The sequence below is a fragment of the Vibrio albus genome (assembly GCF_003144035.1).
GTDB classification, from domain to species: domain Bacteria; phylum Pseudomonadota; class Gammaproteobacteria; order Enterobacterales; family Vibrionaceae; genus Vibrio; species Vibrio albus.
Map to the genome: position 1 here is coordinate 59,309 of NZ_QFWT01000014.1, position 16,703 is coordinate 76,011.

Sequence of the window (16,703 nt, forward strand, 5' to 3'; positions counted from 1 at the left end):
GCAGAAATAGCCATACCGGAGCCAGACAGCCTGACGGCAGAGGTCGTCGCGAAATATCTGAATGACTTTCCGGATTTCTTCCTGCACCGTCAGAATCTGGTTGAAAAGCTCACTCTGCCGACTCAGGAACAGGGAGCCATTTCACTGGTCGAAGTTCAGCTACAGCGCCAGCGACAGAGAATCGCAGATCTGGAAGAAGAAATTACCCAACTGATGTCACTCGCATCAAGTAATGACCGAACCTTTTACGAATTCATGGACCTGCAGGAGCAAGTTCTGAAATCAAACTCCATTTCTGAACTTATCCGCAAGGTCAGCGATAAAGCGAGAGAGTTGAAGCTCGGCAGCCATATTCTGCTCAAGAATTCACCCAATCAGAGCCATCAGATATCCCAGGAAAATTTACAGCTGTTTGCCACCAATCACTTTAATGGCAAAGAAGCTTATCTTGGCCGTCTGCGCAAATCGGATCGGGAGTTGCTGTTTGGCGACACCCCGGTTCCCGAGCTGGGATCCTATGTGGTTCTTCCGCTGAGAAAAACCACTCTGTTGGGAGTTCTGGCGTTTTCCAGTGAGGACGGAGGCCATTTCCAGCCCCATATGGATACCCTTTTCCTTCGCCACCTGTCGCTGGTTATGTCGCACCTGATTGAAACCATGGAATGGTAGCGTTCGGATGAGTAACCAGAAGGTGGTGACCGATCCCGACCCACTTACGCTTCTGCCAGAAACGCTGGCAGAGCCTGTGTATGGTTTCCTTAGCTATCTGAAAAATGAAAAGGGGCTCAGCCCGCATACCCGTAAAAACTATCACCATCAGTTAGGAATAATAGCCACCCATCTCCATCAGTCGGGTGTCACACAGTGGCGTCAGGTTGACCCGGCCAAAATCAGGCTGCTTATTGCCACCGGGCAACAAGCCGGATTAAAGGCAAGCAGCCAGGCCACACGACTGTCATCACTGCGCAGTTTTTTTGATTTTCTGATCCAGAAAAAGGAACTGTCGGCCAACCCGGCCAAAGGCATTTCCGGCCCTAAAAAACAGAAGCCATTACCCAAAAACCTGGATGTGGACGAAATGGATCAGCTGCTTAGCGTCGACCTGAGCGATCCACTGTCGGTCAGAGACCGGGCCATGATGGAGCTGCTATACGGAGCAGGTATTCGTCTGGCAGAACTGGCCAGTCTGAATGTACAGGATATTCATCCTGATGGTGAGGAAATCAGGGTTATCGGTAAAGGGAATAAAGAGCGTAAAGTCCCCTTTTCCGGTCAGGCCTGCGAATGGGTTCAACTGTGGCTGACCATGCGTCGTACCTTGCTAAAAGATACTCAGGAGCCCGCGCTGTTTCTCTCCCGGCTGGGCAAACGCATTTCACACCGCAACGTACAGAAACGGATGGCTGAATGGGGCCTGAAACAACACGTCTCCAGTCATATCAGCCCGCATAAACTGCGTCACTCCTTTGCGACGCATATCCTGGAATCCAGCAATAATCTCCGGGCAGTACAGGAGCTGTTGGGACACGAAAACATTTCCACGACTCAGGTATATACCCACCTGGATTTCCAGCATCTGGCCCAGGTATACGATAAAGCTCACCCGAGAGCGAAAAAAGACAAACCCACGGAAACGGAATAAAGCAGGTTCATATGCAGTTTTACCGCCGCCCCTCACCCATACAGGCAATGAGTTTCGATCTGGACGATACCCTATATGATAACCGTCCGGTTATCGAGCGACTGGAGCAGGAGATGATCGTCTGGCTGCACAATCACCATCCTCTGACGGCGACACTCCCGTTAAACGCCTGGAGTAAGCTTAAACAGGATATCGCCACGGCCAGTCCGCAGCTCAGGCACGACGTCACCTTATGGCGGAAAATGCAGATCAAGCATGGGCTCATACAGTTAGGGTATTCAGAGTCAAGTGCAGAGACAGCGTCTGAGGCCGCCATACAACAGGTACTCTGGCTGCGGAATCAGGTGGATGTGCCTGACAATACCCATAACGTTATGGCTGAACTGGCAGCCAAAATCCCCCTGGTTGCCATCACAAACGGCAATGTCGACCCACACCGGATCGGTCTGGGCGACTATTTCCAGCTTATTCTGAAAGCGGGCCCGGACGGACGTTCCAAGCCTTTTGCTGATATGTTTTCACAGGCCGCCGAGTTTTTAGAGCTCCCTCCGGAGAATATCCTGCACATTGGCGATCACCTGAAAACAGATGTTACCGGTGCGCTACATGCCGGTTTTCAGGCATGCTGGATTAATGACCAGAAAAAAAACATTATCACAGAGAAATACAGCCGCTTATTACCTCATATTGAAATTAATCGTCTGGAAGAGCTTCTCTTGTTGCCTGAGCATCAATAAAAAATGCCCTTACCACCATGGAAATGACGTCTTAACCTAAAATTTACAGAAAATAATACTATTCTTAATAAAAAGTGATCTATAACTGGTTATCCAATCGCTTTTTTACGGCATAGTATGACACTTGCTGTCTGTAACTCATTGAACATTTTAGATGCAATCCATTTCATTTTTGGTTTCGAACCCAGACCAACTGCATGAAAAACTGTATGGCCTAACTCAGCCTTCCGGGACCTCACTCCTTATCCAGATTTATTCGACGCAATCTCCGGATCTGGTTGCTGAATATAGCCGGCAGTTATCGGCTGTACTCCCTGAAGCCGTCACTATTGGCCAAAGCACCCGTTGTCTGATTAACGACGGTGAGCTTTGCCCATATGGCACCTTGGTGTTACTGACCACCTTTACGACAGCGAGCCTCACTTCCGCAGCACAGCTCTACTCTATGGACTACGCCAGTGACAGCCTGTCTCTGGAGCAACAGTTACGCATCAGCCCGAGTACCAAAGCGATTATCAGCTTTGCGGAACCAGTAAAAGAAAATGAGCAGCTACTCTATTCCGCATTTAATGCGAATGCCTTAAGTATCCCTGTCGCCGGAGGGATTGCTGATCATACTGAATATGGGCACTGGGTCCTGTCAGGCAACAGCATCATTCGCAACGGGTATGTCGCGGTTGCGATACATAGCGAACAGCTGCATGTATGGCAGAATCACTTCCATGAATGGAATGCTATTGGCAGACAGTTTACGGTGACGGCTGCGCAAGATAACCGGGTACTGTCACTGGATAATCAGCCCGTCCATGATATCTACAACCGCTACCTGGCAGACAATCACACGATTCATTTTCAGCATATTAAACATTTCCCTTTATTGCGGGGCGAACACGAGCAGCAGAATATTTTTTTTCCGGCCCGGGTGCATAAAGACGGCTCTATCGAGTTTAAGGAACCAACGGATACTCTGCATACTCCCCTGTCGGTCGGAGACGAAGTCCGGTTCTGCTACAACCACCCCTCTCTGACGATTGAGCAGGTACGTCTCAGCGCGTATCAACTCAGTGAAGAATTTCCGGAGAGCATTTTTGTGTATAACTGCTCTTCCCGGCTGGCCTTTATGCCGGGAAATAATGAGATAACCCCGTTTGATACCATCAGTAAAGCTCAGGGAACTTATTGCTCCGGAGAGCTATGCCGGGATAATAAACAACAAAAGATCGTCCATCACAGCCTGACTTACCTGGCCATGCGCGAAGGTGACCTTCCTCCGGGGCACACACCGGCACCGATTCCGGAAAATAAGAACCCAATTTCCCCTCTGTTCTCTCTGATCCGCAATGCGATTAACGATATTGATGCGATGCAGAAGAATATGGAGCAACAGCTGGCAGAAAAAACGCAGAAACTGACCGACAGTTATCGCATAGAACACCGTACAGGACTGCCTAACCGCGTGGCTTTGAAAGAGCGGCTCGCGACCATGTCGCTTTACGAGCACCTTATCTGCATTAAATTAAATAATTTTACTCATATTAATGAAAAATACGGCTATCAGGTTGGCGATCAGCTCCTGAGGGATCTCAGTGATTACAACAAAGTTCAGCTAGAGGAAAAGATCGGCGACGCCATTCAGCTGTTCAGTATTGGGGTGGGTGAATGGGCGGCTTTATTTAAATCCGGCTCAAGCAGCGCAGCGTTACGCCGGCGATTTTATGAGTTTGCCGAACAGATAGAACACATCAACTTTAAACCTCATGGTCTGTCAGAGATAGATTACCTCTCCGTTTCAGTGACAGGTGGTCTGTTCAGCCGGCGTGACTATCCCGGAGCTTCCATTGACGAGATACTGCTGAAGTCCATCGAAGCGCGCCGCCATGCGATGAAGAACAACCGGCACATGTGCAACGCTAAAATTCTGCAGCACGAAATAAACTCCAAACGTTCTCAGTTAAGCTGGCTCTCCCGTGTCAGCCGTGCGGTGGTTAATAATCAGGTTATCGCTTATGCCCAGCCAATCGTTGAAGCCTATGATCACCGAACCTCTTCTCTGGAGTGCCTGGTCCGTATCAGAGAAGATGACCAGATCATCCCTCCCGGGAAGTTTCTGCCCGTCATCGAAGGTACCCATATGTACACCCGCCTCAGCCGACAGATGATCAACACAACTTTTGAGCTGATGAGAACCCGTACCGAATCCTTTTCTATCAACTTGTCACCTCAGGATATGATGAGTGACAACACTATTCAGTTACTGGAAAAACACCTTATCACAATGGCAACTCCTCATAGAGTCGGTCTTGAGGTTCTTGAAACGGAACAAATAAAGGATTATGGCCGGATGATCGAAGTCTGTGACCATTTACGTACTTTAGGAGCCAGAATTATTGTTGATGATTTTGGGTCGGGGTACTCCAACATTGATGAGATCATCAAGCTGGAGCCACAGGTTATCAAGATTGACGGCAGTCTGATCCGAACCATTGATACCGATAAGCGGCAGAGAAAAATTGCTCAGACCATGATACAGCTATGCCAGGTATTCGGTGCAAAAACCGTCGCGGAGTTTGTCCACAATGAAGCCGTTTGTACCATAGCCGAAGATATGGGGGTCGACTATCTGCAAGGCTACTATCTGGGGTGCCCGGAACGTCTGATGTAACAGACATCTCAGCGGAACAAAAAGATAAGGTGAGAACTTTAAAGGAGCAGAAATAGCTTTTGGTCACCAACAGACCAAAAGCTAATTACGTATGATCACAGCACCTGTCGTGCCTTCAGAATCTCAATACAGTCATCCACCAGCTGAGCCACCGTTTTGCTTCCGGCGTGCAGGTGAATTTCCGGAGCCTCTGGTGCCTCGTATTCGGAGTCAATACCGGTAAACTGTTTGATTTCTCCGGCTCTGGCTTTTTTATACAGTCCTTTTGGATCGCGCTTTTCACACTCATCCAGAGGTGTATCGACAAAAACCTCCAGAAACTCACCTTCTCCGAGCAATCCGCGAACCAAATCCCTTTCCTCACGGTGTGGTGAGATGAAGGCACTCAGTACAATCAGACCCGCATCCGCCATCAGTTTAGCGACCTCACCGATGCGACGAATATTTTCCTTTCGATCCGAATCAGAGAACCCAAGATCCCGGCACAGACCATGACGAATATTATCACCGTCCAGAAGATAAGTATGATGACCACGCTCGGCCAGTTCACTCTCTAGCGCACCCGCAACCGTTGACTTACCCGCACCGGAAAGCCCGGTAAACCAGAGCACACAGGGTTTCTGCTTTTTCAGGCCGGCACGTTGCTCTTTATCCACCTGATGCTGGTGCCATACGATATTGTCAGCCTTCTCCGCTGTCATACAAAACTCCATAATTAAATTAGAAAGGGAACAACCGGGGAATCAAGGCCAGAACAAGGCCGGAATACACCAGTGATACAGGCAATCCTGTGCGCAGGTAATCTTTCATCTGATAATTACCCACACTATAGACCAACAAATTTGTCTGATACCCGTAAGGGGAAATAAAACTGGCACTGGCACCAAACAGAACCGCCATGATAAACGGCATAGGATCGGCTCCGTAACCAACAGCCAGACTGTACCCCAGCGGAAATGCCAGTGCCGCCGCCGCATTATTGGTAACCAGCTCCGTCAATACTAACGTCAGCAGATACACCGCTATCAACGCACCATACATTCCCCACCCGTTAAACAGGGAGATAAACAGATCCCCCATTTTGGCGGACAGACCGCTGCTGATCATCAGCTGTGCCAGCGACAATGCTGAACCGACAATCACCACAATATCCACCGGGAAACGCCGTCTCAGCTCGCTCATGGTCGCCATACCACTCATGACCAGCAGTAACAGATACCCAGCCAGTCCTTTCACCAAGGGTACCCACTCAAGCAGAGCAGCCAGAATCACGACCGCAAAACCAGCCAGAGCGAGCATACTGCGGTTAGCGTCCAACCGGGCGCTGGAATCCAGACTGTTCATCAGCACAAACTCCCGCTTCAGGTTCTGCTGTTGCTGATTAAACTCTTTACCCGGTACCACCACCAGCGTATCCCCGGCGCACAGTTCGATGTTACCTAAGCCACCAGCCAGTCGTTCATGCCCACGGCGGATAGCGACCACCACAGCATCAAACTGCTCACGGAAACGCGCGTCTTTCAGGGTCTTGCCCCGAATGGAAGCCGAATGGCTGACAATCACTTCCGCCAGATTCTGTCCGTTCATATGATGCTGACCAAACAGTTTCAGGCCTTTGATCTCCTGTAGCGTGGTCACACTTTCAATATCACCACAGAACAGCAGGATATCGCCCTCTTCAAGGCGGGTTTCCGGGCAGACTGGCGCAATGGTGCGTCCGTCACGGATCAACTCCGCCAAAAACAAGCGACGCAACGCCCGTAACCCATTTTCATGCACCGTTTTACCCGCCAGTGGCGAGCCTTTCTCTAATCGGGCTTCCAGAAAATAAGGCAACTCATCCTGTTCATTGTCATCCCGGTCCGGTAATAAGTAGCTGAACGGAATCAAAACCGCCAGCCCACCGAACAACACGGCAACCCCAATCACACTGGGAGCAAAAAAGCCCAGCGCCGGCAGACCGATGTCTTCCACAAAACTACTGATAATCAGGTTGGTAGAGGTCCCTATCAGGGTTAACGTGCCTCCCAGAATCGCCGCATAGGAAAGCGGTAACAGCAGACGCGAAGGGGCATGATGGTGATTACGTTTAATCGCTCCGATCAGCGATACCACCACCGCCGTATTATTGGTAAAAGAAGAAAGAAACGCCGTCGACAAGCCCAGCTTAGCGATAACATAAGCCTGACGGCCGGCAGAAATTTGCTGACCGACCCAGCTGATCAGGCGTGTCTTTTCCAGTGCAGTAGAGGCAAGGATTAACAGAACCAGTGTCAGCAACGAAGAATTAGTGAAATTCGCTGCCAGATCAGCCAGGTCCATCAGACCAGTCTGAAAAGCAACAAACGCCGCGCCGGCAAATAAAAATGCCGGCTTAATGCGTGTCACCAACAGGCAAGTGACTATCACACCTAACATCGCCAGAACTGTTCCCTGCTCTACCGTCATGGTCATTACCCCAGAAGTTTACCCAGATTACGGGTGGCTTTGGACGGGAAATATTTCTGTAGCAGTGCTTTCAGCTCTGCTTCAAAAGCTTCCATATCCGCTTCTTCTGTTTCTGTCTCGGTTTCTTCCAGTGCTTCGCGGATCATACCGGCACCAACGGTCACATTGGTCAGACGGTCTATCAGAATAAAGCCACCGGTATCGGCACAATCCAGATAACGGTCAAACGGTACCTGTGAAGTCAGGCTCAGCTCGCACTGACCAATCGCATTCAGCGGCAGGCTGTCAGCCTCAAAGTGCTCCAAATTATTGATGTTTACCTGATGGCGAATCGCGTCCACAGAGCCGACGGTTTTCTTACCGGCCACTTTAATATCGTACTGACGGCCCACTTCCAGAGGCTTGTCGGCCATCCAGACGATATCCGCCAGCAAACGGTTACTGGTGGCAACTTCGGCTTTCGCCGGCACAATCAGATCACCACGGCTGATATCAATTTCATCTTCCAGTGTCAGCGTGATAGCTAAACCGGCCTGAGCGCTCTCAAGCTCACCATCAAAAGTGACAATCTGTTTCACTCGTGATTCTTTACCGGATGGCAGCGCTTTAACCCGGTCACCGACTTTGATTTCGCCCGCGGCTAATGTACCGGCAAAACCACGGAAATCCAGGTTTGGGCGGTTCACATACTGTACAGGGAAACGGAACTCCTCTGCGTTCTGCTTTTCGCTAACTTCTGTCGTTTCCAGCAGTGTCAGCAGGGACTCACCGTCATACCAAGGCGTCTGATCACTCAGGTCGACCACATTGTCACCTTCCAGAGCCGATAGCGGCACCAGTTGAATATCAATCTCTGTATTCAGCTTAGTAGCAAACTCCAGGTAGTCCTGCTTGATGCTTTCAAAACGCTCTTCGGAAAACTCAACCAGATCCATCTTGTTTACCGCCACGATAAAGTGACGAATACCCAGCAGGCTCGCGATGTACGAGTGACGGCGGGTCTGATCCTGAACGCCTTTACGCGCATCAATCAGGATAACCGCGACATCACAGGTCGATGCGCCCGTTGCCATGTTACGGGTGTACTGTTCGTGCCCCGGAGTATCAGCAATGATAAATTTACGTTGCTTGGTCGAGAAGTAGCGGTAGGCCACATCAATGGTGATGCCCTGCTCACGCTCCGCCTGCAGACCATCCACCAGCAGAGCCAGATCCGGACGTTCGCCCGTCGTACCCACTTTCTGGCTGTCAGCATGGATCGCCGCCAGTTGATCTTCATAAATCTGCTGAGAATCATGCAACAGGCGGCCAATCAGCGTACTTTTACCGTCATCCACAGAGCCACAGGTAAGAAATCTCAGCAACGATTTGTGCTGATGCTGTTGCAGATAAGCTTCGATGCCCAGCTCTGCGACTTGCTGTTCAATAATGCTGTTCATAGTCGTTCCTTAATCCTGTTTACCTTAGAAATATCCCTGACGCTTTTTCAGCTCCATCGACCCGGATTGATCATGATCGATAGCCCGTCCCTGACGTTCACTGGAGGTCGCCACCAGCATCTCTTCGATGATCTCCGGCAACGTGGCCGCTTCGGATTCAATGGCTCCGGTCAGCGGGTAGCAACCCAGCGTACGGAAACGCACGCTTTTCTGTTCAACCTTCTCACCTTCCTGCAGCTCCATGCGGTCGTCATCCACCATGATCAGCATGCCGTCACGCTCAACCACCGGACGTACCGCCGACAGGTACAGAGGAACAATCTCAATATTTTCCAGATAGATGTACTGCCAGATATCCAGCTCGGTCCAGTTGGACAGCGGGAATACCCGGATGCTTTCGCCTTTGTTCACCTGACCGTTGTAGGTTTTCCACAACTCAGGGCGCTGATTTTTCGGGTCCCAGGTATGGTTTTTGTCACGGAATGAATACACCCGCTCTTTCGCGCGTGATTTTTCCTCATCACGACGAGCACCACCAAAGGCAGCATCAAAACCGTATTTATTCAGTGCCTGCTTCAGGCCCTCGGTTTTCATGATATCGGTGTGCTTGGAAGAACCATGGACAAACGGGTTGATGCCCATGCCTATACCTTCCGGATTTTTGTGTACCAACAGGTCGAAACCATATTTCTCTGCCGTACGATCACGGAATTCAATCATTTCTTTGAATTTCCAGTCCGTATCGACGTGCAGCAGAGGAAACGGGATCTTACCCGGGTAAAAGGCTTTTCTTGCCAAATGCAGCATTACGGAAGAATCTTTACCGATGGAGTACATCATCACCGGATTATCAAACTCCGCCGCAACCTCGCGAATAATGTGGATACTTTCAGCTTCCAGTTGCTGAAGGTGAGTTAACTGTTTCTGTTCCATAACTTTTCCTGCTTAAACTAAACCAACAACAGCCTGAGACGATGGCTCTGAGGCCTGATCCTGCGTACCAAACCAATGTAATGTTTCTGATAACTTAACCACTTCCCCGACCACAATCAGAGAAGGTGAAGCCGCACCTTCAGCCAGTTCTGCCAACTGGTGCAGCTCTCCGGTCAATACTTTCTGCTGTTTCTGCGTCCCGCGCTCAATAATGGCAACCGGGGTATCAGCACCACGCTGATGTTCCAGTAACTGCTGCTGAATATGGCTGGCTTTCATCAGCCCCATATAGATCACCAGCGTTTGTCTGCCCCGGGCCAGTGTCGACCAGTCCAGCTCGTCGCCATCCGGTCTGCAATGTCCGGTAATAAACATCGCGCTTTGTGCATAGTCACGGTGAGTCAACGGAATACCGGCATAAGCGGTCGCTCCTGCTGCTGCGGTAATACCCGGTACCACCTGAAACGGAATACCCGCCTCCGCAGCCACTTCCAGCTCTTCGCCACCACGGCCAAAAATGAATGGGTCACCGCCTTTCAGACGTACCACTCGTTTGCCCTGCTGCGCGTAATGCACCAACAGACGATTGGTTTCGGCCTGTGGCACACTGTGGTGTCCGGCCCGCTTACCCACACAAACCAGCTCGGCATCGCGGCGCACCAGCTCCATCACTTCGTCGGAAACCAGATAGTCGTACAGCACCACATCCGCCTGCTGCATCAGCTGCAACGCGCGCAAGGTCAGTAGTCCGGCATCACCAGGGCCACAGCCAATCAGGGCGATCTCTCCCTGAGGAGTAGACTGATGAATACTCTGCTCTAATTCTTCGGCCGCCTGCTGCTCTTTACCTGCCGCAATCAGTTCAGCAAAACGGCCACTGAATGCCCGCTCCCAAAACTTACGGCGCTCTGTTACCGAACCCAAAGACTGCTTCAGGCGGTCACGAAAGCCACCAGCAATCCGGGCCATACTGCCAAGATGCTGAGGAAGCAGCGCCTCCAGTTTTTCCCGTACCAGCCGTGCCAGTACCGGAGCTTTACCTGAAGAAGAGATGGCGACTATAAGAGGTGAACGGTCCACAATGGACGGCACAATAAAGCTGCAACGAGGGGTGTCGTCTACCACGTTAACCAGCACCTGACGCTGATTGGCCGACTGATACACCAGCGCATTCACTTCTCGACAGTCTGTCGCCGCAATGGCCAGAAACACACCATCCAGATGCTCAGGTTCAAACGCATTGGCCAGATGAACCACTTTCCCGTCAGCAACCAGTGCCTGAAATTCTTTATTCAGCTCCGGGGCAACGACACGAACAGCAGCACCTGCTTTCAGCAGCATACGGGTTTTGCGCCACGCGACTTCACCGCCACCGACAATCAGGCAAGGCCTTTGCTTCAAATCAGCAAATATTGGCAGGTACTCCATCCATCTCTCCTCGATACTCTTCACTAGAGGCATTATGGCAAGGGTTTATATTTCCAGAAATTCTAATATCGAATTCTTTATTCCAAATAGTTACTAGAATTAATACAGAAGACGGTAAAAAGGTGAGATTTCGGCCACTATCAGTGGGTTAGAAGTGATAAAAAGGCTTACGCTGAACAGGTAAGCCTTTTAGGTTGGAGAAAAATCAGATACCGGAGCCGTTAACCTCACCATCGTCCTCATGCAGGCCACACTCACGTTTCAGGCCAAAGAAGCGGGTTTCCTCTTCACTCATGCCCGGTTCCCATTTTTGAGTGGTATGCGTATCTCCGACCGACAAGTAGCCCTGATCCCAAAGCGGGTGATAAGGCAAATCATGCTCTTTCAGATAATAATGCACATCTTTGTTGGTCCAGTCGATCACCGGCAGAAACTTAAACACACCATTCTGAATCGCCAGTACCGGGAGGTTGGCCCTCGAACCGGCCTGCTCGCGTCTCAGCCCTGAAAACCAGGTTCCGGCCTGAAGCTCATTAAACGCACGGCGCATTGGCTCCACTTTGTTGATGCGGTTATATTTTTCGATCCCTTCAACACCCTGTTCCCACAGTTGCCCATAGCGGGCCTCCTGCCAGGCAGGGCTTTCTGTAGCCCGGAACACCTTCAGGTTGAGCTGTAGGCGTTCCGTGAGTTCATCAATGAACTGATAGGTTTCCGGAAACAGATACCCGGTATCGGTCAGAATCACCGGAATGTCCGGTTTCTCCTGAGTCACCAGATGCAGCATCAGTGCTCCCTGAATACCAAAGCTGGAACTCAGAACAAAGTTCCCCTCAAGATGCTCCAGTGCCCACTGAACACGCTGCTGAGCCGTCATGGATTCCAGCTCAGCATTGATTTCTGCCAGGTGGAGCGTTTGCTCCACCTTCGGCAAATCTAACAGATCCGCTAATTTAAAATCAGGCATGAAAATCCCTCTTTGATACCACAACCTCTGGCACGATTCCTTTACGGATAACAAAGTCACCAAACACCTCGTTTTCCTGACGCTCTGCGGCCCACTGGCCAATCAGGCTGTCCAGCTCTTCCAGGATCTGCTTATCGGTAATGTTCTCTTTGTACATTTTCGGCACTCGTGTACCGGCCTTGTTACCCCCCAGATGCAGGTTATAACGGCCCGGACCTTTACCGACCAACCCGACTTCTGCCAGCATGGCACGACCACAGCCGTTCGGACAGCCGGTTACCCGAAGGATAATGTGTTCTCCGGCCAGTTGGTGCTTATCCAGCAATCCCTCAACGTCGGTTACGAAGCCCGGCAGGAAACGTTCTGCTTCGGCCATCGCCAGAGGACAAGTCGGGAAAGCCACACATGCCATGGAGTTCTTACGCTGCTCGCTAACGCCATCGTCAATCAGGCCATGTTCACGGGCAATCTGCTCAATCTGAGCTTTGTCCGCACTGTCCACACCGGCAATAATCAGGTTCTGGTTCGCGGTCATGCGCATATCGCCCTTATGGACTTTAGCGATTTCTGCTACACCGGTTTTTAAAGGCTTACCCGGATAATCCAGCAGACGACCATTTTCAATAAACAGAGTCAGGTGATGTTTACCGTCTACACCTTCCAGCCAGCCGATACGGTCACCACGCTCGGTAAACTCAAACGGACGGCTTGGAGCAAAGCTCACACCAGCGCGTTTCTCAACTTCCTGCTTAAAGGTGTCGATGCCGACACGATCCAGTGTGTATTTGGTTTTCGCATTCTTACGGTTAGAACGGTTACCCCAGTCACGCTGAGTGGTTACTACAGCTTCAGCAATAGCCAGGGTATGCTCCAGGCTAATAAAGCCGAAATCATCCGCGCGGCGTGGATAGGTTGAGGTATCCCCATGGGTCATCGCCAGACCACCGCCTACCAGCACATTAAAGCCAACCAGCTCACCGTCTTCAGCAATAGCAATGAAGTTCAGATCGTTAGCATGCACGTCCACATCATTCTGCGGCGGAATCACCACGGTCGTCTTGAACTTACGTGGCAGGTAGTTGCTGCCCAGAACCGGCTCTTTATCGCTCTCTTCGACCTTTTCACCATCCAGCCAAATTTCAGCATACGCACGTGTTTTCGGCAGCAGGTGTTCACTGATCTTCGTTGCCCAGTCATACGCCTGTTGATGCAGATCAGATTCAACCGGGTTAGAGGTACACAGTACGTTACGGTTGACATCCCCAGCGGTAGCAATGGAATCAATGCCAATTTTGTTCAGAGTCTGGTGCATCTTTTTGATGTTTGGCTTCAGCACACCGTGGAACTGGAACGTCTGTCGTGTCGTCAGACGGATACTGCCATATAGGGTGCTCTCTTCAGCAAACTTGTCGATCGCCAGCCACTGCTGAGGGGTGATCACCCCACCCGGCATACGCGCACGCAGCATCACGTTATGCAACGGCTCCAACTTCTGCTTGGCGCGCTCAGCACGGATATCGCGGTCATCCTGCTGATACATACCGTGGAAACGGATCAGCTGGAAGTTGTCGGCTGTAAAGCCGCCGGTCATATGATCCTGTAAATCCTGTTCAATCGTGCCGCGCAGAAAATTACTTTCACGCTTCAGACGCTCATTATCAGCAAGTGGCCCTAACACTTCACCCAGTACTTCTTGTTGATCGCTCATTAGTAGACATCCTTTTGATAACGTTTATCTTTGCGCAGCTGGTTAATAAAATGCTCAGCTTCTTCACGGCTCTTACCGCCCTGCTCTTCTACGATGGTAATCAGAACATCGTTAATATCTTTCGCCATACGGGACGCGTCACCACAGACGTAGATATAGGCGCCGTCCTGCAGCCACTGCCATACCTCTTCCGCGTTCTGTTTCAGTTTGTCCTGAACATAGACTTTTTCCTGCTGATCACGGCTGAATGCGACATCCATACGGGTCAACACGCCTGACTTGAGGTACTTCTGCCACTCCACCTGATACAGGAAGTCCTGCGTAAAGGTGCGGTCACCAAACAGCAGCCAGTTTTTACCGTCAGCATCACGGTTATCACGCTCCTGAATGAACGCACGGAATGGCGCAATACCGGTACCCGGACCAACCATGATGACCGGCTTGGTATCGTCTTCAGGCAACTTGAAGTGGGAGTTAGATTCAATGAAAACCTTAACCGGGTCGCCTTCTTCCAAACGCTGAGCCAGGAAGCCAGAGGCACCACCAAGGCGGGTTTCTTCACCATGGGCATATTCCACCAGGCCAACCGTCAGATGCACTTCTTCATCCACTTCTTCCTGACTGGAAGCAATGGAGTACAAACGTGGCGTCAGACGTCGCAGCAGACCAATCAGTTGCTCAGCACTCAACGCCGTCTTTTTCTCTGCCAACACATCAACAATTTGAGTGGCAGAAGCGTATTCTCTGAGTTTGTCTTTGTCGCCAACCAGTTTTTCCAGACGCTTGCTGCCAGACAGTTCCGCATATTGGGTCACCAGTTGAGGATTGGCCGCTGTAATTTCAAACTTACTGATCAGCGCCTGTTTAAGAGGCAGGGTTTCGTAATCAACGGTCACGTCCTCATCACCATTCAGGCCAGCTTTAGCAAGAACGGCATCCACCAAAGCCGGATCATTTTCATACCATACACCCAGAGCATCACCCGGCTGATAAGTCAGACCGGAGTCTTCCAGGTCGATTTCAACATGGCGCACATCTTTGGTTGAATCGCGACCAGTAATTTTCTGGCTGGTCACTAACGTCGCCTGATAAGGGTTCTGTTTAGTATATTGGGAGGCAGCTGCGGAAGTAGACTGCGCCACAGCAACCTGCGCAGCCGGAGCGGCTGGTGCCAGCGTCTCTTTTACCTTATGCAGTGCGGCATCACCCCAAGCTGAAGCATCCGCTTCGTAATCGACGTCACAATCCACACGATCCAGTAACGCCTCAGCGCCTAACTTCGACAGATACTCATCAAAGTCTTTACCGGTCTGACAGAAAAACTCATAGCTGGAATCCCCCAGAGCCAGAACACCGTATTTCAGGTTATTCAGTTTTGGGGCTTTCTTTGACTGCAGGAACTCATGCAGCTCCATCGCATCGTCGGGTGCTTCACCTTCACCATTGGTAGAAGAAACAACGATGACGTGCGTTTCTTTAGCCAGATTCTTACCTTTGTAGTCACCGGCAGAGAACAGAGATACCGGAATATCCTGTGCTATGGCTTTCTGTTCCAGCGCTTCCGCAACACCTTTGGCGTTACCGGTTTGAGAAGCATAGATAATGGTAAGTCTTCCAGCAGGCTGAGTAGCAACCGGAGCAGAAGACACAGGTAGTTGTCCGCCTTCGACAGACTGATTCTGGCTTAGTCCCCAAAGATAACCACTGACCCAGGCGAATTGCTGTGGTGACATTTGTTCGGCTATTTGCTGTAACAGCTGAAGCTGCTGATCACCCAGCGGGCTGCTTAATGCTGAGAGTTCCTTTAATAACATGACACGAGATTCCTATAACATTGCGTCAGGCTAGCTTACCGATTTATGAAAATAACAAAAAAGAATAAATGTGAATTTCTTATAACAAAGAGAATCTAATAGTGGTGGACAAAACGGGTTACTCTCTTAACGATTAACTATAATTACATCAGTAGTCACAAAGAAATAAGGGCTGCAAATGGACTTTATAGACAAAATTCGCTTAAGAGGTCAGGCTGAAGAAGATCTGTTCTTTGCTGAACTGGATCGTAAGCTTATCGAGGCTATGCACGAACGCCAGAAGCAGCAAAAAGAAGCTTTCAAATCAGACGAATCAGACGAATCAGACGAATCAGACGACCCAATTGAACAAAACAGCGCCAAGTAATATCCATTCCCTGATTAACTAAGTTTTGGTATTAAGTTTGCTTGATAAGGTTAATTGCCAGCAAACAGACACCGAATGTAAGGGAAAGCATATGGAGAATAAGACAGTCGAAAGGGATCGCTACCTCTCTTTTGAGGGGATACAGTGCAATAATAATGCAGATCAACTTATCATTATGCTAGAAAGCGCCTTAAATCAAGGCAAAGGCCTTTCTCAATGGCACACTTACTTTAAGACCAAACGCCATCAGCAGAAAAAGTTCGGTCACGATAATCTACATTTTATCGGTAACCAAATGAACCCTCTTTATTCCTATTTCAAACAATGTAATGAGCTGGACGCGATTGAATTGTTGTACAAAATAGAACAAGAATGTTGTTAAGTTTAAGCCATGATTAAGGCTGTAGGGCTATGTAGGCTAAGCTTCAGAGGCTAATACCAATCACACTAATTAACTGGTCAATATAGTCCAATCTCTAAAGCAGAGCGAAATGACTCTGCTTTTGTCTGCACAAAAACGATTCCAAGCACTACACAGCTTGTCGACAATATTGTCGT

General features: G+C 50.0%; 14 protein-coding genes. 6 read left to right on the forward strand and 8 right to left on the reverse strand.

All coding sequences use genetic code 11. From position 1 onward, the window contains the following. Positions 1-6 precede the first annotated feature (6 nt). The 4 genes from DI392_RS18600 (at position 7) to DI392_RS18615 (ending at position 5,041) form a co-directional block, all read left to right on the forward strand. The gene (locus DI392_RS18600) at positions 7-669 is read left to right on the forward strand and encodes a DUF484 family protein (protein WP_109321208.1); all 663 of its coding nucleotides are present in this window, start codon (positions 7-9) and stop codon (positions 667-669) included. A 7-nt stretch (positions 670-676) separates the two neighbouring features. After that, positions 677-1,642, forward strand: a complete 966-nt coding sequence (gene xerC, locus DI392_RS18605) for a tyrosine recombinase XerC (RefSeq protein WP_109321193.1) — start codon at positions 677-679, stop codon at positions 1,640-1,642. Between the two features lie 11 nt (positions 1,643-1,653). Then, a complete protein-coding gene (gene yigB / locus DI392_RS18610; RefSeq protein ID WP_109321194.1) occupies positions 1,654-2,379 on the forward strand; it encodes a 5-amino-6-(5-phospho-D-ribitylamino)uracil phosphatase YigB in 726 nt (241 codons plus the stop codon). Positions 2,380-2,533: 154 nt separating this feature from the next. Continuing rightward, complete coding sequence (locus tag DI392_RS18615) at positions 2,534-5,041, forward strand: bifunctional diguanylate cyclase/phosphodiesterase (RefSeq protein WP_109321195.1); 2,508 nt, start codon at positions 2,534-2,536, stop codon at positions 5,039-5,041. Positions 5,042-5,136: 95 nt separating this feature from the next. Here the strand turns inward: DI392_RS18615 and cysC are convergent, their stop codons facing one another. The 8 genes from cysC to DI392_RS18655 form a co-directional block, all read right to left on the reverse strand. Next, a complete protein-coding gene (gene cysC, locus DI392_RS18620) occupies positions 5,137-5,742 on the reverse strand; it encodes an adenylyl-sulfate kinase (protein ID WP_109321196.1) in 606 nt (201 codons plus the stop codon). A 19-nt stretch (positions 5,743-5,761) separates the two neighbouring features. Further along, positions 5,762-7,489: an SLC13 family permease gene (locus DI392_RS18625; RefSeq protein WP_109321209.1), complete on the reverse strand. Its 1,728-nt coding sequence runs from the start codon at positions 7,487-7,489 to the stop codon at positions 5,762-5,764. 5 nt (positions 7,490-7,494) lie between these two features. Continuing rightward, complete coding sequence (gene cysN / locus DI392_RS18630; protein ID WP_109321197.1) at positions 7,495-8,928, reverse strand: sulfate adenylyltransferase subunit CysN; 1,434 nt, start codon at positions 8,926-8,928, stop codon at positions 7,495-7,497. 24 nt (positions 8,929-8,952) lie between these two features. Further along, entirely contained in the window at positions 8,953-9,861 is a 909-nt protein-coding gene (gene cysD / locus DI392_RS18635; protein ID WP_109321198.1) for a sulfate adenylyltransferase subunit CysD, read from the reverse strand. 12 nt (positions 9,862-9,873) lie between these two features. Continuing rightward, positions 9,874-11,289, reverse strand: a complete 1,416-nt coding sequence (gene cysG / locus DI392_RS18640) for a siroheme synthase CysG (protein ID WP_109321199.1) — start codon at positions 11,287-11,289, stop codon at positions 9,874-9,876. Positions 11,290-11,494: 205 nt separating this feature from the next. Beyond that, the gene (locus DI392_RS18645; RefSeq protein WP_109321200.1) at positions 11,495-12,256 is read right to left on the reverse strand and encodes a phosphoadenylyl-sulfate reductase; all 762 of its coding nucleotides are present in this window, start codon (positions 12,254-12,256) and stop codon (positions 11,495-11,497) included. Continuing rightward, a complete protein-coding gene (gene cysI / locus DI392_RS18650) occupies positions 12,249-13,964 on the reverse strand; it encodes an assimilatory sulfite reductase (NADPH) hemoprotein subunit (RefSeq protein WP_109321201.1) in 1,716 nt (571 codons plus the stop codon). The genes DI392_RS18645 and cysI overlap by 8 nt, the downstream gene beginning before the upstream one ends. After that, a complete protein-coding gene (locus tag DI392_RS18655; RefSeq protein WP_109321202.1) occupies positions 13,964-15,778 on the reverse strand; it encodes an assimilatory sulfite reductase (NADPH) flavoprotein subunit in 1,815 nt (604 codons plus the stop codon). The genes cysI and DI392_RS18655 overlap by 1 nt, the downstream gene beginning before the upstream one ends. Positions 15,779-15,956: 178 nt before the next feature. Between DI392_RS18655 and DI392_RS18660 the strand changes: the two genes are divergently transcribed. Next, complete coding sequence (locus DI392_RS18660; RefSeq protein ID WP_109321203.1) at positions 15,957-16,145, forward strand: hypothetical protein; 189 nt, start codon at positions 15,957-15,959, stop codon at positions 16,143-16,145. 91 nt (positions 16,146-16,236) lie between these two features. After that, positions 16,237-16,527, forward strand: coding sequence for a N(2)-fixation sustaining protein CowN (cowN, locus tag DI392_RS18665; RefSeq protein WP_109321204.1), 291 nt, complete (start codon positions 16,237-16,239; stop codon positions 16,525-16,527). The last annotated feature ends 176 nt before the right edge of the window (positions 16,528-16,703 follow it).